The sequence below is a fragment of the Leptospira ilyithenensis genome, from assembly GCF_004771005.1.
GTDB lineage: Bacteria > Spirochaetota > Leptospiria > Leptospirales > Leptospiraceae > Leptospira_A > Leptospira_A ilyithenensis.
In genome coordinates this window covers 190,843-210,288 of sequence record NZ_RQHV01000043.1, presented here as the reverse complement: position 1 = coordinate 210,288, position 19,446 = coordinate 190,843, and the positions used below count along the sequence as shown (strand labels likewise).

Sequence of the window (19,446 nt, the reverse complement as noted above, 5' to 3'; positions counted from 1 at the left end):
ATACATGAATAAAACATTCATTTGCCTGTTTTCATTGTTGTTACTTTTTTGTTCTAAAGAAAAAGATAAGCCTGTTATAGATCATGACTATCCCGTGTTATCTGATAACGGCATGACAATCAAGTTTCCCAATCAGGAATCTATGTCAAGATTCACGTCCGTTAGTATTGAGAAAAGAACAGGATTCTTATCTGTGCTTGCAACGGCTCATGTGATTGCGAGTATATCCAATTCTGTTCGGAATAAAGAAAAAGTAATACTGTTTGAAAATCCTGAAATTGCATCTTTGTATTCCGGCTATAAAAAATCTCAAACGGATTTGATCAAGGCAAGAAAGAATATAGCAAGGACGAAAGATATGTTTGAGAATCGAGTTGCCACTAGAAAGGATATGTTTGAAGCGGAAGCTGAGTTAACGGATTCTTTGGCAGTGATAGAAGAGAATGAATCGAGATTAAGAAGTTTTGGATTCAATCCGAATCAATTGGAATCATATTCTCCCGGCACTATACTTATTGTTTCCGAGTTACCTGAATCCCAACTTTCTCAAGTGGAGCTTGGGGAGACGGTTGAGATTGTTTTTTCAGCTTATCCGGATAAGGTATTTTTGGGTAAAGCGGAGTCTATCGGAGACAGCCTGGACAGCACGACGAGAACTGCAAAAATCAGAGTTTCTTTGAAAGTTAAATCACAGAAGATTTTACCAGGGATGTTTGCAAATGTCGAGTTTGGTGACAGTACGGACGATCTTCTTATTCTACCAAAAACTTCCGTAGTGAGTGTAGAGGGTAAGGATTATGTTTTTGTAAAAACGGATATAAATACGATCGTTAGGAGGGAAATTAAATATTTATCAGGAGCCGGGAATGATATTTCGGTTCTTTCCGGTTTGGAAGCAGGAGAGGTTGTAATTACAGAAGGAGTTGTCTTGCTTAAGGGAATCAGTTTTGGACTGTAATACGAATGATTGAGAAATTTATAGAGATTAGCCAAAAACAAAAAATACTGACAGTCTGCGTCGTTTTATTGATCATTCTGTGGGGGATTTATTCCTGGAATGCTTTGAAAAAAGAGGCTTATCCGGACATCGGAGATACGCAAGTATCGGTTATTGTAAGGTATCCCGGTCGTGCTGCTTTGGAAGTGGAGCAATTGGTCACTCTTCCTTTGGAGAGGGCGCTGAGCTCTGTTCCAAGTGTAATCAGCCGGCGTTCTAAAACAATATTCGGTCTTTGTGTTTATCAACTTGTTTTTGAAGACGGTGCTGACGACTACTTTGCCAGACAAAGAGTTTTAGAAAAGATGAGCTTACTAGACCTTCCCGAAGGGGCTGATTTTGATTTGGCCCCTCTTACGAGTCCTGTGGGCGAAATTTTACGTTATGTGATTGAGTCTGACGAATACCACAGCCAAACGGACTTAAGGACTTTTCAAGAATGGATCATTATCCCTCGTTTGCTACAGGTAAACGGAGTTGCTGATGTCATCAATTTCGGAGGTTTGTCTAAACAATACCACGCAGTTATATTTCCGGAAAGGCTCTATGGTTTGAATTTGAGCTTGGAGGATGTGGTTCAATCGATTCAGAAAAATAATTACAACACAGGAGGAAATTATATTCATTCGGGCGAACAGAGTTTGGCAATCCGAAGTATGGGGGCCATCCGATCACAAAAAGATCTGGAGTCGATCGTTGTTAAAAATTCCGGAGGGACTCCCGTGTTTCTATCTCAATTAGGAAGAGTAGAAGAGGGTTACATGCCTCCGACAGGAGTTTTGGGTTATTATTATTTTAAGGACGGCATAAAAGCGGAAAACCCAACCGGAGTTCAAGGAATGGTCGTTATGCGGAGAGGACTAAATCCTTCGGAAGTAATTATTGGTCTTAAAAGTAAGATAGATGATATAAATGAAAATCTACTTCCAAAAGGGGCCAAACTTACTTTGATTTATGATCGTTCAGAATTAGTTGATCATACTGTTCACACCGTGACAAAGACGGTTTTGGAGGGGATTTTATTCGTATTGATCATACTTATTTTTTTTCTGGGAAGTTGGTCAACGGCTTTGATCGTTGCTATTACAATTCCGGTATCTCTTTTGTTTGCTTTCGGAATGATGCACATCACGGGGATCCCTGTAAACTTGCTTTCGTTAGGTGCAATTGATTTTGGTATCATTGTGGATGGAGCAGTTGTTATGGTGGAAGCTTTGCTGCGTTCACTCCGAAAGCCGGAAGATAGAACTCCTGAACGTTTTATGGAAGTTTCGAAGGATACCGGTACAGAAGTCTTTTTTTCCATCTCGATCATTATATTATCTTACTTTCCGATTTTTTCACTGCAAAGGGTGGAAGGAAGATTGTTTTCACCTATGGCATATACTCTTTCTTTTGCAATAGGAGGATCCCTTCTCCTAACATTATCCATTGTACCGATTTTGTTATACTATATTACTAAAAAATCGAAGTCGAACAGGATGGTACAATGGGAAAATCCGATTTATCTAAAGATGGAAAAATATTATTCCATGATTTTGGATCGACTCTTTCTTAAATATCGAAGATATGCTATTGGTGGAATTATTACTGCTTTTCTATCATTCACTGTTTTGTTTTATAATATTGGAGTTGAATATTTACCTGAGTTAGACGAAGGTTCCTTAAACATTAGGGCCTTTTTGCCCCCGGGGATTTCACTGCAAACGGCAAAAGTTATGTCCGATGAGTCCAGATCTATAATCAAGGGAAAAGAAGAAGTGGATTTGGTACTTACACAGTTAGGTCGAAATGATGATGGGACCGATCCGTATGGTTCGAATAGAATTGAAATTTTGGTAGGCTTGAAACCTTACGCCGAATGGAAATCCGGAAAAAGTAAACTGGAGCTAGCTGACGAAATTAAATCCGAACTGGTTCGCTCCTTTCCTGGAGCAAAGTTTCTTCTTTCCCAGCCTATTATGGATAATGTTTCCGAATCCGCTACGGGAAGTGTTGCCGATTTGGCGATTCATATCGGGGGAACGGATCTTATCAGATTAAGAGAATTAGGAAATGAGATTTTATCGGTAATTTCTGCCATTCCGGGATCAGTCGATGCAGCAATTGAGCAGGAGGGTAATCAAGCTCAAGTAGTAATCGAAATTAATAGAAGGAATGCTGCCCGTTACGGAATCAATATAAGCGAGATTCAGGATATGGTTGAAGCTTCAATAGGAGGAAAGGAAGTTTCTATTCTTTATGAAGATGTTTGGCGATTTGGGATCGTTGTTCGATATCCTTCTTCTTATAAGAATTCTGTGAAAGCTTTGGAAGGATTGTTGGTGAAATCCGAAAGCGGAGCTTTCATTCCATTAAAAGACCTTGCTTCCATAGAGGAGAAAGACGGGCCGACCATCATTCAAAGAAACGACGGAAGAAGAGTTATTTCAGTTAGGACAAATATTCGAGATAGAGACCAAGCGGGATTTGTAAAAGAAGCGCAAGAGTTGGTGAACAAAAAAGTCAAACTGGACAAGCGGTATAATTTAACGTGGGGTGGAGAATATGAAAACCTGACTAGAGCAGGTGATCGGTTGATGATCATTATCCCCTTGACTTTTGTATTGGTATTTTTGCTTCTTTATTTTCATTTCGGAGGCTTTCGTTATTCGCTTACAGTGATGATTTGTACTCCTTTTTCTTTAACGGGAGGAATTCTCAGCTTGGCATTAAGAGGATACCATTTCAATGTCTCAGCTGGCATCGGTTTTATTTCCCTATTCGGAATTTGTACGATGACCGGGGTTTTGTTTCTTTCCCGTATGAAAAAGCATCCCATTTCCGGAAGTCTGGAAGAACAAAAATCCGCAGTGAAAGAAGCTGCTGTTTTGCAGTATAAACCGAGAATCATGACAATAGTATTGGCGTTATGTGGACTGGTCCCCGCGATGTTTGGCCATGGGGTCGGTTCCGATATCCAGCGTTATATGGCGACTGTAATCGTGGGAGGGCTTGGTTTTGAATTACTGTTTGCTCTCACTTTGTTGCCATGTGTTTACCTCTGGCTTTGTTCGGAAAAGCCTGAGGGGAGAACGGCGGATATTATATCCCCGCCCTGATTTGGGAGGGGTAACTCCACTTACAATTCGAATGTGATGAACCAGGTCTACGCTCAGTCCTACTTTCTGAATTCCACGCAAGCCTGGATGGATCAGGTGCTGCGTCAGAAAGGTTGATTCCGCGCCCAGTGGGAAGCCGAGGCAGATCAAACTATTTATAATTACGTCTCGGGCATAACAGCAAGGCGTAGTTAAACGCAGTAATTCATTGTTAGACGTAAATTAAGCGACAGATTTAGTTTTTTTAATCTTTTCTTTGGTTTTAGAAACCTCTTTATAAGTTCTAATATCTTTAATTACTTCTTTAAGTTTGTATTCTTCAAATCTGATATCAAAATCATTTTGTAATCCAATCCAAAAGTGAGGATTGAGTTCAAAGAATTTTCCTAATTTAATAGAAATGGCAGCAGTAATATTTCTCTTACCATTAATAATATCCGAAATATTAGATTCAGGAATTCCCGTTTCTTTTGCCAGCCTATAAGCGGAAATATTAAGAGGGATAAGGAACTCTTCGGAGAGAATTTCGCCTGGATGAACATTAATAAAAGTATTTTTTTTCATAACTTCTCCTCGAATTTAATGGTAATCGACAATTTCGACATCGAAAGCATTTCCTTGATGAAATGAAAAACAGATTCTCCATTGATCATTAATCGAAATTGAATATTGCCCTTTTCTATCACCCTCCAGTAAATGAAGTCTATTAGATGGAGGAACTTTTAATTCCTTAATGTCTAGAATATTATTAATCATTCCAAGCTTCATCTGTGCTTTTCTCTGGATCTCCGGAGGTAATTTCTTTGAGAACTTCCCCTTCCAAATCCCTTCAGTTTCTTTATCAGCAAAGGATTTGATCACCAATAAATACATACCAAGACGGTAAGTATTGTCAACTTTAATTTCCTGTGCCTCGTAAAAACTATTTAGCTCGTATTATTTCCAAAAATCTTAGCGCAAATCGGTTTTTAAAAAATCAAATAAGCATAGCTCGTCCTTCCCCCAAAGGGCCTTAATTTTATAGAACCAAATAACGGTAAGGCTGGTTTTTTTAAGCTGCTTTTTCCCAGGAATAGGTATGATAGAGTCCGCCAAGAACCGGTGGTGGATGTTTTGGCTGTTATATCAAAAGGAAGGATTTGCCTTGTTTCCAAATCCATAAAAAATATGACTTTGTACATTTCCCGAAAGTTATACGAGAAAACTGTGAATAGATCGGAGACGATCATGGAATTGGAATGCAAATAAGAAAGCATGACCAACTTCGATCGTTCCCAGGGAGTTGTATGAAAGACTTTGTGTTTTCTTTTGTAAGCAGCAAGCTGGGTTCGAAGGAAGATATTTTCCAGGAGGAGTTCTTTATATCGTAAACACAAAATGAGATGAAAAAGAAGCAAAGAAAAGCAAATCAGGAAATCAATTATGTCCATCCGTATTTATGTCGTTTTGTGGCCACTTTCTGGTGATGAATCGGAATTTTATAAATAAGGATTATTTTAAAAAAGCAGGGAAGTATAAAAGTTTTTGAATAGTAATAGCCTAAACCCCGCAGAAACTATGTTATTGGATAAAAAGTAAATTACATCGAACAAAGTGAATAAAAAGGAATCTTGCCTTATAAAAATCAACTCCCGCGCCACCGGATCGACCAGCGAAGCGAGCGTTGCCGCCTTAGGGAGACGCCGGGTCGTTTAACAAAAAGAGGAATAGTAAAGGAAACAATGCGAGGCGCTAAAGCAAAACATAGATAAAGTCCCTCTTCTCTTAAAAGCAAGAGAGATGTTTCCTTACACAATTATTTAGAAACTATCTTTAGTTATGCGCCAGATAGGGAAACTTTGGGGACATCTCTGTAGAAAAGGAGATGGACACCCTGGAATTCTTGCTTTGGCTAGAGGACTTTACAAGTTACAATCTGCGGCAATCATGTGCAAGTTACTTACTTATGGTAATAAGATGGTTCTTGGTATAGGACGGATTTCCCCGCCCTGATTGGTTGGGGTTAACCAACTCACCACCCAATGTGTTCCTCTTATCCTATTCTTTCCGTAATTTCCAGAGCTTTCCCTTTTATGGAAAATTTTCTTAGGAAAAGTTCGCTTTTCCGCTCTTTTGCCGCTGTCTGATCTTAAATTCCGGGCTGGGGATTGGTCGAATCTGGCCGATAGAAATCTTAGAATGTGTTCCCGTATCCGAATCTTTTTTTTCGTATTTTCTCTCTTCCTGAAACCTGTGTTCCTTTGGTCTCAAACTTCGGAAGAGAGATTGGCATTCGCATTCAAAAGCCAAAATTCACTAGATCCGCTTCGTATGATCGTAGTTGGAGAAGTGGTAGGAATTGAAAAAGCAAGTTACTTTGAAGCGGATAAATTATCCGCGGAATTGGATGTGGATACGAGGCCCGATACTGTCACCTTAAAGGTGGCAAGTCCGAAGGGCTTGCGAGTGGGTCAAACCTTATACCTGCTTGAAAAAAACCAGGATCATAAAACTTATCGGGACGCAAACATTGTCGGTATGGTGACGGTTCGATCTGTTTTTCAGACGACTTTTTTCGGCTGGCAAGTAAGGGGAGACGGCTATCTTCGTTTGATTGAAGATAGGCCCGTAACGGCTGCTAGGTTACTTGACGCCACCAAATACGAAGAAGCTGTTATGGCAAAAAAACAAGGGGATCATTTTGTTGCGAAGGGAAAATGGGACGAGGCCATCCGTCTTTACAAACGTGCTATTTCTTTAGATCCTAATTATCCTGACACTCATTTTGCCTTGGGGAAAGTACACTGGAATGACGGGGAAGGTTATGTTTCTGCGGCATACGAGTTTTCGCAAGCCTGGAAGAATAAGGAAAGATTTTCAAACGGCCAGGAACAACTATTATTTTATCTTGAATATATGCGTTTTCTGATTTACCAATTTAAAACGGAAGGAAAAGAAAACACAAAAAATTTGGAGTTGCTTCCTCAGATTGCCAAGGAAGCCCGTAGTCTCAATCCTAAAAATTACGAAGCATGGTTGTATAGTTTCGAGTCCGCTTATTTGCAATTTGTACGCGCGAACGTTCTGGCTTCCGGAGTTGAATCCAGAAAGAACAAAGAGGAGTGGTCTGAAAAAGCGGAAGAAGCCTTATTGAAAGCAGCCAATTTGCGCAAATCGGATTTTTACCTGCATAAGCTTGCCTGTGAATTCTATAATTTAAAATGGAAGGAAACAAGAAACACTCCGAAAGAAAAAGAGTATAGAGATAAACTTGTGGAACATGGTAGACTCTTGCGGATTTATTATACCGGTGAAACCGGCATTGCGGATGAGATTTTAAATGCGATCCGACTTGCTGAAAAACAATCCGGAGTATTCTGAACGATTATTCAGAAAGGATTTTCATACTCTTATCAAATAAAAAATCTTCCAAATACAGCATATCGTTTGAGGACGAACTGAAATAGTTTACCCCCAGATGATAATGATCCCCTTTGTCCAGATATCTTATGATTTCTCCTCGTATAATCAAAGTTACTTCCTTTTTCAGAGGAATAAACATCTTGATGATATTATGCCGCTTCAGATACTGGAACAAACGTTTGTCGTGAATCTCAAACAAAAGACCGTCTAGGGAAATATCCACAACCCTAGTTGTACTTTGCATAGTTTCATAGCTACCGTATTGAATTGCTACTTTGGTAAATGCATAACTTATGATTTCGGCAAGTTCGTGGATGTAGATGGCTTGTGCGCTTGAAATTGTAAAACGGTCCATGGCAGTGGAGTAAGTTTTTAAATGACCGACCACATCTTCGTACAATCGGATGGGTGCGATCACATAGGACACAAAAAAATCCCTTGATTCCATCTTCCTCATGGATTCGAAAAACTCCTGAGTAAAGTCTTCTCCCAGTTCCTTAATCATATCTTTGTATTCGGAATTGAAATTAAACAAAAACTCGCTGTTTGTTTCCTGGATATAGGACTCCATTCGGCTGCAGTCGGGAATGTATATGGTTTTGCCCGTTTGTTGCAGAAATTTTTTAACAAACTGTTCCGGCTCCGAAAGCTGTTTTGTTTCATTATAAAAAACGATTTCGTAGTCTTTGGAAACTTTTTGAATCGCTTCCGTAAGGATTACATTTACAAGCTTAAGATCCGGCTGGTCCTTCCGTATTTCTTTCATTAGGTGGGGGAATCTGCTTTCTGCGTAAAGGTTTTTTCCGACCTCTCTTGATCCGCCCGTCAAGGAACGGAATAGAATGATAAAATTCATAAAAAGATCATCTACCGGAATCCTTCTGCTGGTTCTGAGCTGATAAGATTGAAGTTCGGTTGGCGTTTTTATGATTATTTTTCCCTGTTGGATATCGGTAATCACCACTTCGAACTGGTAGTTTATGTTCATCACTTCAAACCGGACACGTGCCCTTCTTGAGCCTTTTTCCACGATGTCGGGAATGAGAAGCGTGACTGTGTCCGCCTCGATTTCTTCTACGGCGGCAACCAGGTTTTCCTCTTCGTAAATAAATTCGAATTCCCTATTGTCCGCTTTTAGATAATAGAACAGATGTTTGACGATGTTTACGTCCGAGCCGACGATCGTCTCTTCAAAAAGAGATTCCAGGATCGTAATGAGTTCCTGCATAGAGTCCGTTCTTCCGATCGCCATATATATAATATCGAATCCGAAATGCCCAAAATACAAACCCAAAGCCGGAAAAATCTAAGGGAAAACGACAAAATACGTCGAAAGAGGAAGTATATGGAACTAGTTCTACCAAACCAAGTCAACCCAGAACTCCTACCGATGATCCGCCAAGGACTCATCAGTCCCGAAAAACTTGCCATCCTGGTGGATTTGGCGGAAATCGTGGATCGTTTTTCCACGACTCTGTTTACAGAGGTCGAAGTGCAGGAAAAACTGAAAGAACAGTTCGGCGTTCTTCCTGACATCATCACTTGGGGGGATTATTTCCAAACAGAAGTTGCCTCCAGATACTTTTTGGAAACGGAGGAATCCTTACGAAAGATTGTGGATACGATTCGTTTTGATTTGATTTCCGCACATTTGATCTTTGCGGGCAAACCGGAGTATTATAAAAACAATGTGCGTTCGGAAGCATTGGTAAGCAAAGGAATCGATACCGTCCTTTGGAAAAATGAAGAGGAAGAATCCATTCATCTGGAAATTCTTTTGGATTATTTCGAAAACTTGGGACTTGGCAATCGTCCTCTTTCTTTGCAGGATAAAGTTTGGTATGAGGCATTTAATATAAAGGAAGTCGCCGTTTAATATGAGTAAGTATGAGTTTATAGAAGTTGAGAAGGATACAAACTCAAACGGTCAGATCATATCCGTATTTTTAAATAACCCCGGATCTCGCAATTCCATGACCTGGAAGATGGGAGAAGAATTTGCCGATGCAATTCGTTCCATTTCAAAGGAAAAAAAACTTCCTCGTGCAGTGATCATTTCCGGAAAAAACGATGTGTTTTGCGCAGGAGGAGATTTGAATCTGCTCAGATCTTTTTCAGAGAAAACATTTTCTCAAAATAAAAAAGGAATGCGAAAGTTCTACAGTTTTTTTCTTTCCGCTCGCAATCTACCTGTTCCTGTTCTAGCAGCTGTTAATGGGCATGCGATCGGGGCCGGTCTTTCCATCGCATTCGCATGCGATCTTCGGGTGTTTGCCAATGAAGGGAAATATTCGTTTAATTTTGTTAGGTTGGGAATCCATCCGGGTATGGGGAGTTCTTACCTGGCTCCGGAACTTCTGGGCAAAAGTTTGGGAGGAAGATTATTATTTTCAGGGGAAACGTTTTCGGGCATTGACGCTAAAAATTGGGGACTTGCCTGGCAATCCCATCCTAAAGCGGAAGTGTATGCAAAAACGAAAGAATTGGCCGTCTATATGGCGGAAGCCGCTCCCCTTGCTTTGCAAGAGTTGAAACAAAATTTATATTCCTGGAAGGACTTGGATCGGGCCCTAAAAAAAGAAGCGGAGTCCCAAGCTCGCAATTTTATTTCTGCCGATTTTAAGGAAACTTTGGCAAGCATCATAGAAAAAAGGCCGCCGGTTTTTATTGGAAAGTAGGATTAGACTCTTTTTTTTGCAAAAAAAAGAGACCAAAAAACTTTCCATTCGGGTTAACTCCCCCCTCGTTTTTTCCGATCTTAAAAATGATTGATAATCGAGACAAAATCTGTTGCCTGATTTTGTCTTAAATCACTCCCGGGGGGTCACCGAAAGGGAACCCCCTTTTTTTATTTCCCTTGTTTCTTCTTTGAGAGATTAAATACTGGAAGAAGCTATGAGAGAAAAATACCGGGAGGGAACAAAATTATTTGGAAATCCCCTCACTCATCCCCTCAACCTAATCTTAATTTTCAATTGTCTTGTCTTTTTACTTCAACATTTTGCTAACCAGCAGTTAATCTTTCGTTTTGCCTTGATTCCTGATTTTGTTCTTTCGGGAACATACTGGCAATTGTTCACGTACGGATTTCTTCACGAGACTGCCGGCATTTTTCCATTCCATTTGATTTTGAATATGTACGGTTTTTATATGCTGGGTACTTATGTGATTCCGGCACTTGGAAAACTGAAGTTTACATTGCTTTATTTCGGATCTCAGTTGGGTGGCGGATTATTGGTGCTTATTTCGGCCATCATTAATAATCAATTAGGTGGAGAGATTCCTATCCTGGACCATTCCTCCGTTCCTACCATCGGCGCTTCTGGCGCCGTATTCGGACTACTTGCCGTATTCGGGCTCTTGTATCCCAATTCGGAACTATTTCTTTTGGTATTTAGAGTGAAGGCGAAAAATGCGGTTTGGATATCCTTACTCGTAGGTTATGTGATCACCCTTTTCGGAAACGGTGGTATTTCTAACACTTGTCACTTGGGTGGGGCCATCACAGGCATTCTTATTTTCAAACTAATGGAAAGAAAAATCCGGTCTGTAAATCTTCCTTCCCTTCCCGGAATGGAATGGGAGAGAGAAGAGGCCCCTGCACGCCAAAAACCAAAATCCATTCTTCCCAGAGCGGAAGATTTGTTTTCCGATCAGAAAAAAGCAAATGAAATCGTCCTATTTGAATTATCGAAACTTACTTCTTTTGAACAAGTTGAGGACTATCTTCACGATAAACAGGTGGTAAATGCTAATATTTGCCCGCCTTCTACGTACAATTCTGAAGATCCCATCTGCTTGCGCTGTGAATGGCTGCCTAACTGCGCTTTAAGGAAGGCAAAAGGGTAAATAATTTTCCGGGTAATTTCTTGACAAATTTCAAAAATGAGGACAATAAACCAATGGCTGAAAATAAAAACAGCACGATGAGTGAAGTCCTTAAGAGAGAAAAGCTCAGAAAGGAACACAAAAAAGAACAAGTCGAAACGGAAAGAAAAGCCATTGAAGCCGCAGTTGCGAAAATGGCACCCTCCGCAACGGACGAAAAACCTAGCATTGCTTCCGCAGCAAATTCCCGCAGGTATCTCAGTTCTTACGAAGTTGCTGTGATTAAAACTTCAAAAGACCTTCGATATTATTTTTTATTGGAAGAGGAATACGCTTCCAAATTCAAAGAGATTTACCAATCCAATGAAGAAACATTCAAAAGGTATGCAATCGACGGCCCGAAGTATTTGGAATACATTCGTGAGTCTTATGAGCGATATAAAAAAGTTCATTCCCTGATGCCTTTGGAACCTATGAAACCAAAATATTTTAAATATGTGGTAGATTCCATTCATGAATTGATACATATGCTTGGGCAACGTTTTGGAAGCTAGTTGATCCGCAGCATGCAAATCAATCGGAAGACCGCATGAGTAAGTCCATATTATTATTGGAAGATGATTTGGAGTTTGCCCGAGAAGTCATTCGACGTTTCCAAGTATCCGGCAGCGAATATCATGTGATTCATTTTTCCAATTTTCAAGACTTCAAATCCAACGAACCCGCATCTTTGGATTTGATTTATTTGGACTTAGGGCTGCCCGATGTGGACGGACTTTCCACCATTCCTTACCTCAGACAAAAATACCCGGATGCAAAATTATCCGTACTCTCTATATTTCAAGATGAGGAAAAAGTTTTTCAGGCCATCCGATTCGGAGCTTGCAGTTATATTTGGAAATCCGATTTAAAAGATATCCCGGAGACAACTCGTGTGATTTTGGAAGAAGGTGTTTTGCTCACCCAAAACATAGCACTTCGTATCATTCGCCATTTTCAAACACCGGCTAGCAAAAATGAAATGGTAAGTATTCTTTCCGTTCGTGAAAAACAAATTTTAGATCGTATCGTAGACGGAGAAACGGCAAAACAAATCAGTCATTCTTTAGGAACTTCGGACGGTACTGTGCGAAACCAATTGAAAAGTATTTATAGAAAACTAGAAGTAAATTCAAAGAGCGAACTTATTCTTAAATTCAAAAGATGACAAAAGACACTGGTTTAAGATATGAACTGGTGCTTCGTAAGATTACCAAAAGACCGAGAACTTATTTCGGGATCGTTTATCTATTCGCCAATACGTTGGGCGTATATTTGGAATGGAAAAGAAATGTCCCCATCCTGATGTATTTGGACGGATCCATGATGATCCTTAGTTTGCTTTTGATTTATATCTCCCGTAAAAAATTAACATTTCAAAACATTTCATTTTATATGTTCTTATTTGCTATGGGAATCGTCCTGGAGATAGAAACCCAGTTTTATGATCCTGCAGGCGAGTTTGATAATGTAAAAGTAGGTTACTCTACATTTTTGATTTTAGTCTTATCCATATTTCTTTTTCCGGGTCGACCTGTTTATTTTTCTCTATTTTGGAACTCTCTCTATCTCTATTCATTTATCCGTTATACGTTTCTCGGGCCTTTTGAAGAAATTTTTTTCCGTTTTCTCGTGATGGCAAGTTACGGTGCCCCCGCTTATATTTTCTCAATGCTAATGTTTGGTTGGTGGTATAGACTCAATCTTCAAAACGTAATTCAAAAACACAAAATCCTGCTTCTGCAGAAAAAACTGAGATTTCAGGAAAGAAAAACAATCTATGATGATATGCATAATTATCTGGGAGCCGGGTTAACTTCTTTGTTTGTGGGACTGGAAAAAATTCCGGAAGGAGAGACCGTTACTTCCGAACAAAAAGACAATCTGCGTCGGACGGCATTATTTTTAATCAGTAGTCTCCAAGCAGGAATTTCTGTTGTCGAAGAAACCAAACTGCTTTCGGAAAATTTATTTATAGGTATGAAGACTATTTTGATCCGTCGGTATTCCTATTCCGGCAGGAAGGTTCTGTTTGATTTTCCGAATGATTATGATTCCATCCCTTCCTTGTTTCCAGCTAAGGAAAAAGATTTTTTATCTCTTCTGACGGAAGTTACCAATAATGATTTAAAATATGGAATCTCAAATCCTGTTTGGAAATTAAATTCCGATGAGAAAGGACTTGAATTCAGTTTTATATCCCATACAACGTATTCACTCTCAAACGGGAGGGGTAAGGAGATTTTGGAAGAACTGATGGAAAAACTCGGCGGTGTGATAAAGGAAAATCTGAATGAAGACGGTTCCATAATGATTCAATTTTTATTTTGAATGATCATATGAATTTGACTTATATACGAATTTTTCTGATTTTTGCCGCCTATTTTAGTGTTAGCTGCAAGAAGGCGGGCCCGGAATTTCCTATTTCGGATGGCAAGATAGATTTGTCCGGTTGGGATCTTAATAGACAACCAATCGTTCCTCTTAGAGGAGAATGGAAACTTTATCCCTATCTTTGGCTGGACGGACAGACTCTTCCTTCGGAAGAACCTGTTTCCATTGATACGAGCAAACAAAACTGGAATTCGAGTATTTCTAAATGGGTGGATAAAGAAGGGAATGCTTGGGGCACGTATGTTCTCAGTCTAAAACTTCCTCAAAATATAGATACGGAAGATATTTTGCTCCGCTCCGGTGTTTACGGAGTCGCTGCAAAATTTTTTATCAACAGGAAACAAATCGGAGAATCAGGGAAGATCACCAAATATGAATATGGTGGAGAGGTCATCAGTACAACCGACCGATTGTTTGCCCTTCCGGCTGATTTGGATACGAGTCGGGAAGTTCTGCTTTATATTCAGGTTTCCAATTTTCATCATGCGCGGGGAGGGATGTGGAATCCTCCAACTCTTGGAAAAAAAGCGGTTCTTGAATCCCAAAATAATCTGGCTTTGGTGCGAGAGTCGTTCGTTGTAGGAGGTTTGATTTTACTCGCACTTTATCAATTGAGTTATTATTGTTTTCGCAGAAAAAATCCAAGCTCGGTTTTGTTTATTCTTTTTTGTTTCTTTATGGCCACCCGCCTAACAGTTACGGGAAGAAACATCTTTTCCGTTGTATCCGCTATGGAAGACAATGAGATCAGCATGCGGCTCAATTATTTTTCTTTTTTTGCCGGATCACTTACCGGACTATATTATATAAGATCATTAAACCCCGTTGCCATTCCCATCCGATTCATCCATTTTTCCGGGATTATTTATATTTTACCGATCCTGGTTTCCATTTTCGGTTCTACTTATTATTTGAGTTTGACTCTTTACCCTATGATCTCCGTTACCTTTCTGCCCATTATCGTTTGCCTCTATGTGATTTATCAAATTTGGAAATCGAAACTGGAAGGAAGAGAGGCACTCGTGATAGGGCTTCTCTTTTTTTTCGGATCGGTGATCCACGATATTATGTTATTGTTCACCGGAAGTCTGGGCGGAGAGATTATGAGTTTCGGGCTGCTTGTTTTTGTTCTCTCGCAAAGTTTTTATCTTTCCAGAAGGCACACGAGTGCAATGAATCTTGCCGAAACCAATTTGCGCGCGGCCCAGTATCAATTGGTTCAATCGGAAAAAATGTCTTCTTTGGGAGCAATCGTCGCAGGCGTTGCTCATGAAATCAACTCGCCACTAACGGTAGTTAATGTTTCGGCAAACAATCTGCAAACTTCCTTGGAAACTATGATGAAATCCCTTTCCGAGATTTCCAAATCTTTGGATGGAAAAAATCTCGCTTTGTTTTTGAAATTGATCGAGCAGGCGCGTTTGCCTGTAAAACATCTTTCCTATAAAGAAGAAAGATCCATTAGAAAAGAGATCGTCAGTTTTTTAGAAGAGAAGGGAAGTAAGGATCCTGCTTCTTTGGCAGAAAACCTATTGGAGATGGGAATTGATCACCTTCCTTTGGAGTATTCGGAATACTTGAATGATTCTTCCTATGAACCGGTCTGGAAATGGGCCTATGAATTCTTCGGGCTTATTCGGAAAACGGAAGGAATATTATCCGCTTCTCAAAGAGTTGAAAAAATAGTTTTATCTTTGAAATTATTTACTCACTTCGATCCGAAAGCGGAAAAAAAACTAACCGATATTATTGAAGGAATTGAAACTGTTCTGACTGTATTTTCCCATTCTTTCAAAACGGGAATTGAGATTGTAAAAGATTATTCGGTGGTTCCGGAAATATTTTGTTACCCTGATGAATTGATTCAAGTTTGGACCAATTTGATTCACAACTCCATCCAAGCTATGAAAGAAACAGGAGTGATTAAAATCTCAATCCGAAAAGAATATTTTGAATCGGAAAATTATATTTCCATTTCCATCGAAGATACGGGAAGAGGAATCCCCCTTTCTTTGCAGGAAAAGATTTTTGAACCGTTCTTTACAACCAAATCAGCTGGGGAGGGAACGGGTTTGGGTTTGCATATCACCAAACAAGTGATAGATAAGCATAATGGAAAAATTCTTTTGGAATCCGTTCAAGGTAGAACATTGTTTCGTATTCTCTTGCCTGAGTTGACTCTCGGATCTCCTTCTTTCTCCGAATGACATGCTGATTAAATTTGAATTCTGTCCTAATTGGGATATTTACACTACCGTAGGTGCCGTGTTAGTATAGTTTCTTGGCATTTATATGAATTCCTCTCTGAGACAAATCTTTATTTTTCTAGTCATTGCTTTGGTCTACTGCCTGTGGATTTTTGTAGGTTATGATTTGGTGGGGTTGGTGGATGTTCTTTCTTAGAGAACCCTCAGCAGAAAAGAAGAGCTAATTTTGTCCTCTTTCTCGGTTGACAGGGGGCTTTTGGGCAAAGCATGCTTCGATTATGATCGAATCCCGTAAAACTTCGGAAACGGATATCAAATTGGATCTCAATGTTCGTGGAACTGGGAACTACCGCTTTGATACGGAAATCCCGTTTTTCGACCACATGCTTTCCCATATTTCAAAACATGGGCTGATAGATATGGATCTTCACCTCAGAGGAGATATAGGGATTGATTGCCACCATTCCGTAGAGGATACGGCCATCCTTATGGGTCAGATGATCCACAAGCAACTGGGCGACAAAAAAGGGATTTTCCGTTACGGTCATTTCACCATTCCCATGGATGAGGTATTGACCACAGTTGTAGTGGATTTGGGAGGAAGATTTTTCTTCAAATACACAGGCCCTCCGATCGACGGAAAATTCGGAATTTATGATGCGGAACTTTCTCTGGAGTTTATGCAAAAACTCGCCCTCAACGCAAAGATGAACCTCCACATCGTAGTTCATTACGGCGAAAACAGGCACCATATTCACGAATCTATTTTCAAAGGTTTGGGTAAGGCGCTTCGGCAAGCAATTGCAATCGATCCGAATGCCTTAGGTCAGATTCCTTCCACCAAAGGGATGTTAGAGTGATCGCAGTTCTCGATTTTGGAATGGGCAATATCCATTCCTTGTTGAAAGCGGTTTCCCTTTATACTGACAAGTTTGAATTTACATCGGATTTGGATAAGATCCGTAAAGCGGATAAGATCATTCTCCCCGGAGATGGTCATTTTAACAAAGCCATGGAAAATCTGAATGCTTCCGGTTTTTCGGAAGTTTTGAAAGAACACGTGGCGGAGAACAAACCGCTATTAGGAATCTGTATCGGCTATCAGGTATTATTTGAAGACTCCGATGAAACTTCCAAAAAAGGTCAACTGATCGGCGGACTCGGCCTTATCCGTGGCAAAATCCGTAAATTCGAAGGCAAACCCTCTCTCACAAAAGTTCCCCACATGGGCTGGAACAAATTATTCGAGATCAAAACAAAATCTACAAAACTTCTCAAAGGGATTCAAAACGAATCCTTTATGTACTTCATTCATTCTTATCGTCCGATCGGTGTGGATCGAATGGATACAACGGCAAACTGCCGTTACTATGGGGAATCTTTTCCGGCGGTTGTGGAAAAAGGTTCCGTGTTCGGAACCCAGTTTCACCCTGAAAAATCGGATAAACTCGGTCTCCAAATCATCAAAAATTTTATAGAGTTATAATATGTTTATCATTCCTGCAATCGATCTTCTGGACAACGAGGCGGTTCGTCTTACCCAAGGAGATTATTCTCAAAAAACGGTTTATTCTTCCCATCCGGAAGAGATGGCAATATCATTTGAAAAAGACGGAGGCAAGTTGCTTCATATAGTGGATTTGAACGCTGCGAAAACAGGTCAGTCCAAAAACGAAGTTGCCATTCGTAATATCCGTTCCTCTTGTAGTATGAAATTGGAATTAGGCGGTGGGATCAGATCCCTTGAATCGATGCTTTTTTTCGATGATTTGGGGATAGATCGTTTTATTTTGGGAACGATTGCCGTGGAAAAACCGGAAGTAGTCAAAGACGGAATTTCCCGTTTCGGTGTGGATCGGATCGTTGTGGGTGTGGACGCAAAAGACGGATATGTTCGCACCAAAGGTTGGGAAACCAATTCCGGTATCACTTCGGCAAAGTTTCTGGAACAAATGTACGAGGCAGGTGTCCGGCATATCATATTCACGGATATTTCCAAAGACGGAATGATGCTCGGTCCCAATTTCGGAATCTATAAGGAATTTTTGGATCAGTTTTCCGATTTGAAGCTGATCGCTTCCGGAGGAGTTTCTTCTCTTTCCGATTTAAAGGAATTGTCCCGCATTACAGAAGGTAAACTCTACGGAGCAATCACCGGCAAAGCTGTGTATGAGGGAAAAATAAATCTAAAAGAAACTTTTCTCGAATTTTCAAAAGTCTAATTTGGGGTAAAAAAAGGATTAAATGGATACTAAAAAATTAAGTATTATCGGTGTGATTGTATCTGCTATTGGCGTGATACTTTCCTTTCTCTTGGCGATCGAGTATTTCGGCCAAGGTACTGAAAATGTGGGAAATTCCTTCTGTAGTATAACCGGTGGCGGTGACTCTTGTCTGCAAGTGGCGCAAAGCAGTTATTCTGCGATCAGAGGTATTCCTTTCATAGGTGATATCCCTGTCGCATTACTTGGATTTGGTTTTTACGGAACCTTGATTTTTCTATTCGGTTTGAATCTTTCTCCCAAACACCAGGATTCTCTCAAACAAAGAAGTTTGATCATTTTTTCTCTCACCGCATTGGCCTTGTTTGTTGATGTCGTTTTGTTTGGAATTTCCGTAGGACTGATCGGAACTGTTTGCAGGCTTTGCGGATTTACTTATATCGTTACGATCGCACTTGGCGTTATAGGTTTTTTACTGATCAAACAATCGGGTGCCGATTTTAAAGAATTGCAATCTTCCGTTAAAAATTCGATTGGAACTCTTTTCACCGCTTTCCTGGTTACGTTCTCTCTAGGATTTGCAACTTCCAAACTTTCCACAGCACCGTCTGCCGGCACGATGGGTTCCAGCAGAGGACTTGATAGTTCGGATATTTCCAAAAAGATTTCCGATTATGAAGCGGGTGAAAAGTTAAATATAGATTTATCCGGTTCTCCCAGCCTTGGCAAAAAAGATGCCCCAATAACGATTGTTAAATATGCGGACTTCAATTGCGGCCACTGCCTTCATACTTCCCATATTTTACGCACAGTGCTCGGTGAATACGACGGAATGGTTAGAGTCGTGTATCGCAATTTTCCATTGGATGGATCTTGCAATCGTTTTGTAGGAGAACCTAGACCGGGAGCAAGTTCTTGCGTTGCCGCCGTTGCTTCCATTTGCGCCGACAAACAAGGCAAGTTTGATGCGATGTATACCGGTTTATATGATAACACTGAGAAAGGTGTAGGTCATACTACTTCCACAATTCTTAACTTGGCAAATACTCTTTCTTTGAACGTAAATCAATTGAAAACTTGTATGAGTTCGAAGGAAGCTGCGGATCAACTCAATAAGGAAATCGAAGAAGCAGGAAGATTAAAAATCCAATCCACTCCTTCCTTGTACATCAACGACAAACGAATTGATAGCGGAACTCCCGATCCGAAATTCCTGAAAGCTCTTTTGGATCGTTTGATCCAAAAGATATAATTCC

Annotated in this window: 18 protein-coding genes; 14 read left to right on the top strand and 4 right to left on the bottom strand. The window is 40.1% G+C overall.

The genetic code is table 11. The features are described 5' to 3' along the window. Window positions 1–4: 4 nt before the first annotated feature. The gene (locus EHS11_RS09425) at window positions 5–958 is read left to right on the top strand and encodes an efflux RND transporter periplasmic adaptor subunit (protein WP_135764134.1); all 954 of its coding nucleotides are present in this window, start codon (window positions 5–7) and stop codon (window positions 956–958) included. Between the two features lie 5 nt (window positions 959–963). Beyond that, window positions 964–4,098 (top strand): efflux RND transporter permease subunit, encoded by a 3,135-nt coding sequence (locus EHS11_RS09420; RefSeq protein ID WP_135764133.1) that lies wholly within the window; start codon window positions 964–966, stop codon window positions 4,096–4,098. Between the two features lie 222 nt (window positions 4,099–4,320). Here EHS11_RS09420 and EHS11_RS09415 read toward each other — a convergent pair whose 3' ends face one another. The 3 genes from EHS11_RS09415 to EHS11_RS19805 form a co-directional block, all read right to left on the bottom strand. Beyond that, a complete protein-coding gene (locus tag EHS11_RS09415) occupies window positions 4,321–4,662 on the bottom strand; it encodes a HigA family addiction module antitoxin (RefSeq protein ID WP_135764132.1) in 342 nt (113 codons plus the stop codon). 15 nt (window positions 4,663–4,677) lie between these two features. After that, on the bottom strand, window positions 4,678–4,959 hold the full coding sequence (locus EHS11_RS09410) for a type II toxin-antitoxin system RelE/ParE family toxin (RefSeq protein WP_135764264.1): 282 nt from the start codon (window positions 4,957–4,959) through the stop codon (window positions 4,678–4,680). Window positions 4,960–5,066: 107 nt separating this feature from the next. Further along, window positions 5,067–5,354, bottom strand: coding sequence for a hypothetical protein (locus EHS11_RS19805; protein WP_167884402.1), 288 nt, complete (start codon window positions 5,352–5,354; stop codon window positions 5,067–5,069). A gap of 922 nt (window positions 5,355–6,276) precedes the next feature. Here EHS11_RS19805 and EHS11_RS09405 point away from each other — a divergent pair. After that, entirely contained in the window at window positions 6,277–7,458 is a 1,182-nt protein-coding gene (locus EHS11_RS09405) for a tetratricopeptide repeat protein (RefSeq protein ID WP_135764131.1), read from the top strand. Window positions 7,459–7,462: 4 nt separating this feature from the next. On the opposite strand, the gene EHS11_RS09400 is transcribed toward EHS11_RS09405, so the two are convergent. Then, window positions 7,463–8,752 carry a PilZ domain-containing protein gene (locus tag EHS11_RS09400; RefSeq protein WP_135764130.1) on the bottom strand — a complete coding sequence of 430 codons (1,290 nt, stop codon included), beginning with the start codon at window positions 8,750–8,752 and terminating at the stop codon, window positions 7,463–7,465. A 93-nt stretch (window positions 8,753–8,845) separates the two neighbouring features. Between EHS11_RS09400 and EHS11_RS09395 the strand changes: the two genes are divergently transcribed. The 11 genes from EHS11_RS09395 (at window position 8,846) to EHS11_RS09345 (ending at window position 19,442) form a co-directional block, all read left to right on the top strand. Continuing rightward, a complete protein-coding gene (locus EHS11_RS09395) occupies window positions 8,846–9,376 on the top strand; it encodes a hypothetical protein (RefSeq protein WP_135764129.1) in 531 nt (176 codons plus the stop codon). A gap of 1 nt (window position 9,377) precedes the next feature. Continuing rightward, window positions 9,378–10,178 (top strand): enoyl-CoA hydratase/isomerase family protein, encoded by an 801-nt coding sequence (locus EHS11_RS09390; RefSeq protein WP_135764128.1) that lies wholly within the window; start codon window positions 9,378–9,380, stop codon window positions 10,176–10,178. A gap of 217 nt (window positions 10,179–10,395) precedes the next feature. Next, window positions 10,396–11,349: a rhomboid family intramembrane serine protease gene (locus tag EHS11_RS09385; protein WP_135764127.1), complete on the top strand. Its 954-nt coding sequence runs from the start codon at window positions 10,396–10,398 to the stop codon at window positions 11,347–11,349. 53 nt (window positions 11,350–11,402) lie between these two features. After that, window positions 11,403–11,882: an LIC11177 family protein gene (locus EHS11_RS09380; protein ID WP_135764126.1), complete on the top strand. Its 480-nt coding sequence runs from the start codon at window positions 11,403–11,405 to the stop codon at window positions 11,880–11,882. A gap of 35 nt (window positions 11,883–11,917) precedes the next feature. Then, window positions 11,918–12,535, top strand: a complete 618-nt coding sequence (locus tag EHS11_RS09375) for a response regulator transcription factor (RefSeq protein ID WP_135764125.1) — start codon at window positions 11,918–11,920, stop codon at window positions 12,533–12,535. Then, complete coding sequence (locus tag EHS11_RS09370; RefSeq protein ID WP_135764124.1) at window positions 12,532–13,698, top strand: hypothetical protein; 1,167 nt, start codon at window positions 12,532–12,534, stop codon at window positions 13,696–13,698. Before EHS11_RS09375 ends, EHS11_RS09370 begins: the two co-directional genes overlap by 4 nt. 8 nt (window positions 13,699–13,706) lie before the next feature. Continuing rightward, a complete protein-coding gene (locus tag EHS11_RS09365) occupies window positions 13,707–15,968 on the top strand; it encodes a sensor histidine kinase (RefSeq protein WP_135764123.1) in 2,262 nt (753 codons plus the stop codon). Window positions 15,969–16,246: 278 nt separating this feature from the next. Next, on the top strand, window positions 16,247–16,828 hold the full coding sequence (gene hisB / locus EHS11_RS09360) for an imidazoleglycerol-phosphate dehydratase HisB (RefSeq protein ID WP_135764122.1): 582 nt from the start codon (window positions 16,247–16,249) through the stop codon (window positions 16,826–16,828). Beyond that, window positions 16,825–17,454 carry an imidazole glycerol phosphate synthase subunit HisH gene (hisH, locus tag EHS11_RS09355; RefSeq protein ID WP_135764121.1) on the top strand — a complete coding sequence of 210 codons (630 nt, stop codon included), beginning with the start codon at window positions 16,825–16,827 and terminating at the stop codon, window positions 17,452–17,454. Before hisB ends, hisH begins: the two co-directional genes overlap by 4 nt. Before the next feature lies 1 nt (window position 17,455). Continuing rightward, the gene (gene hisA / locus EHS11_RS09350; RefSeq protein WP_135764120.1) at window positions 17,456–18,190 is read left to right on the top strand and encodes a 1-(5-phosphoribosyl)-5-[(5-phosphoribosylamino)methylideneamino]imidazole-4-carboxamide isomerase; all 735 of its coding nucleotides are present in this window, start codon (window positions 17,456–17,458) and stop codon (window positions 18,188–18,190) included. 22 nt (window positions 18,191–18,212) lie between these two features. Then, window positions 18,213–19,442, top strand: coding sequence for a vitamin K epoxide reductase/DsbA family protein (locus EHS11_RS09345; protein ID WP_135764119.1), 1,230 nt, complete (start codon window positions 18,213–18,215; stop codon window positions 19,440–19,442). The last annotated feature ends 4 nt before the right edge of the window (window positions 19,443–19,446 follow it).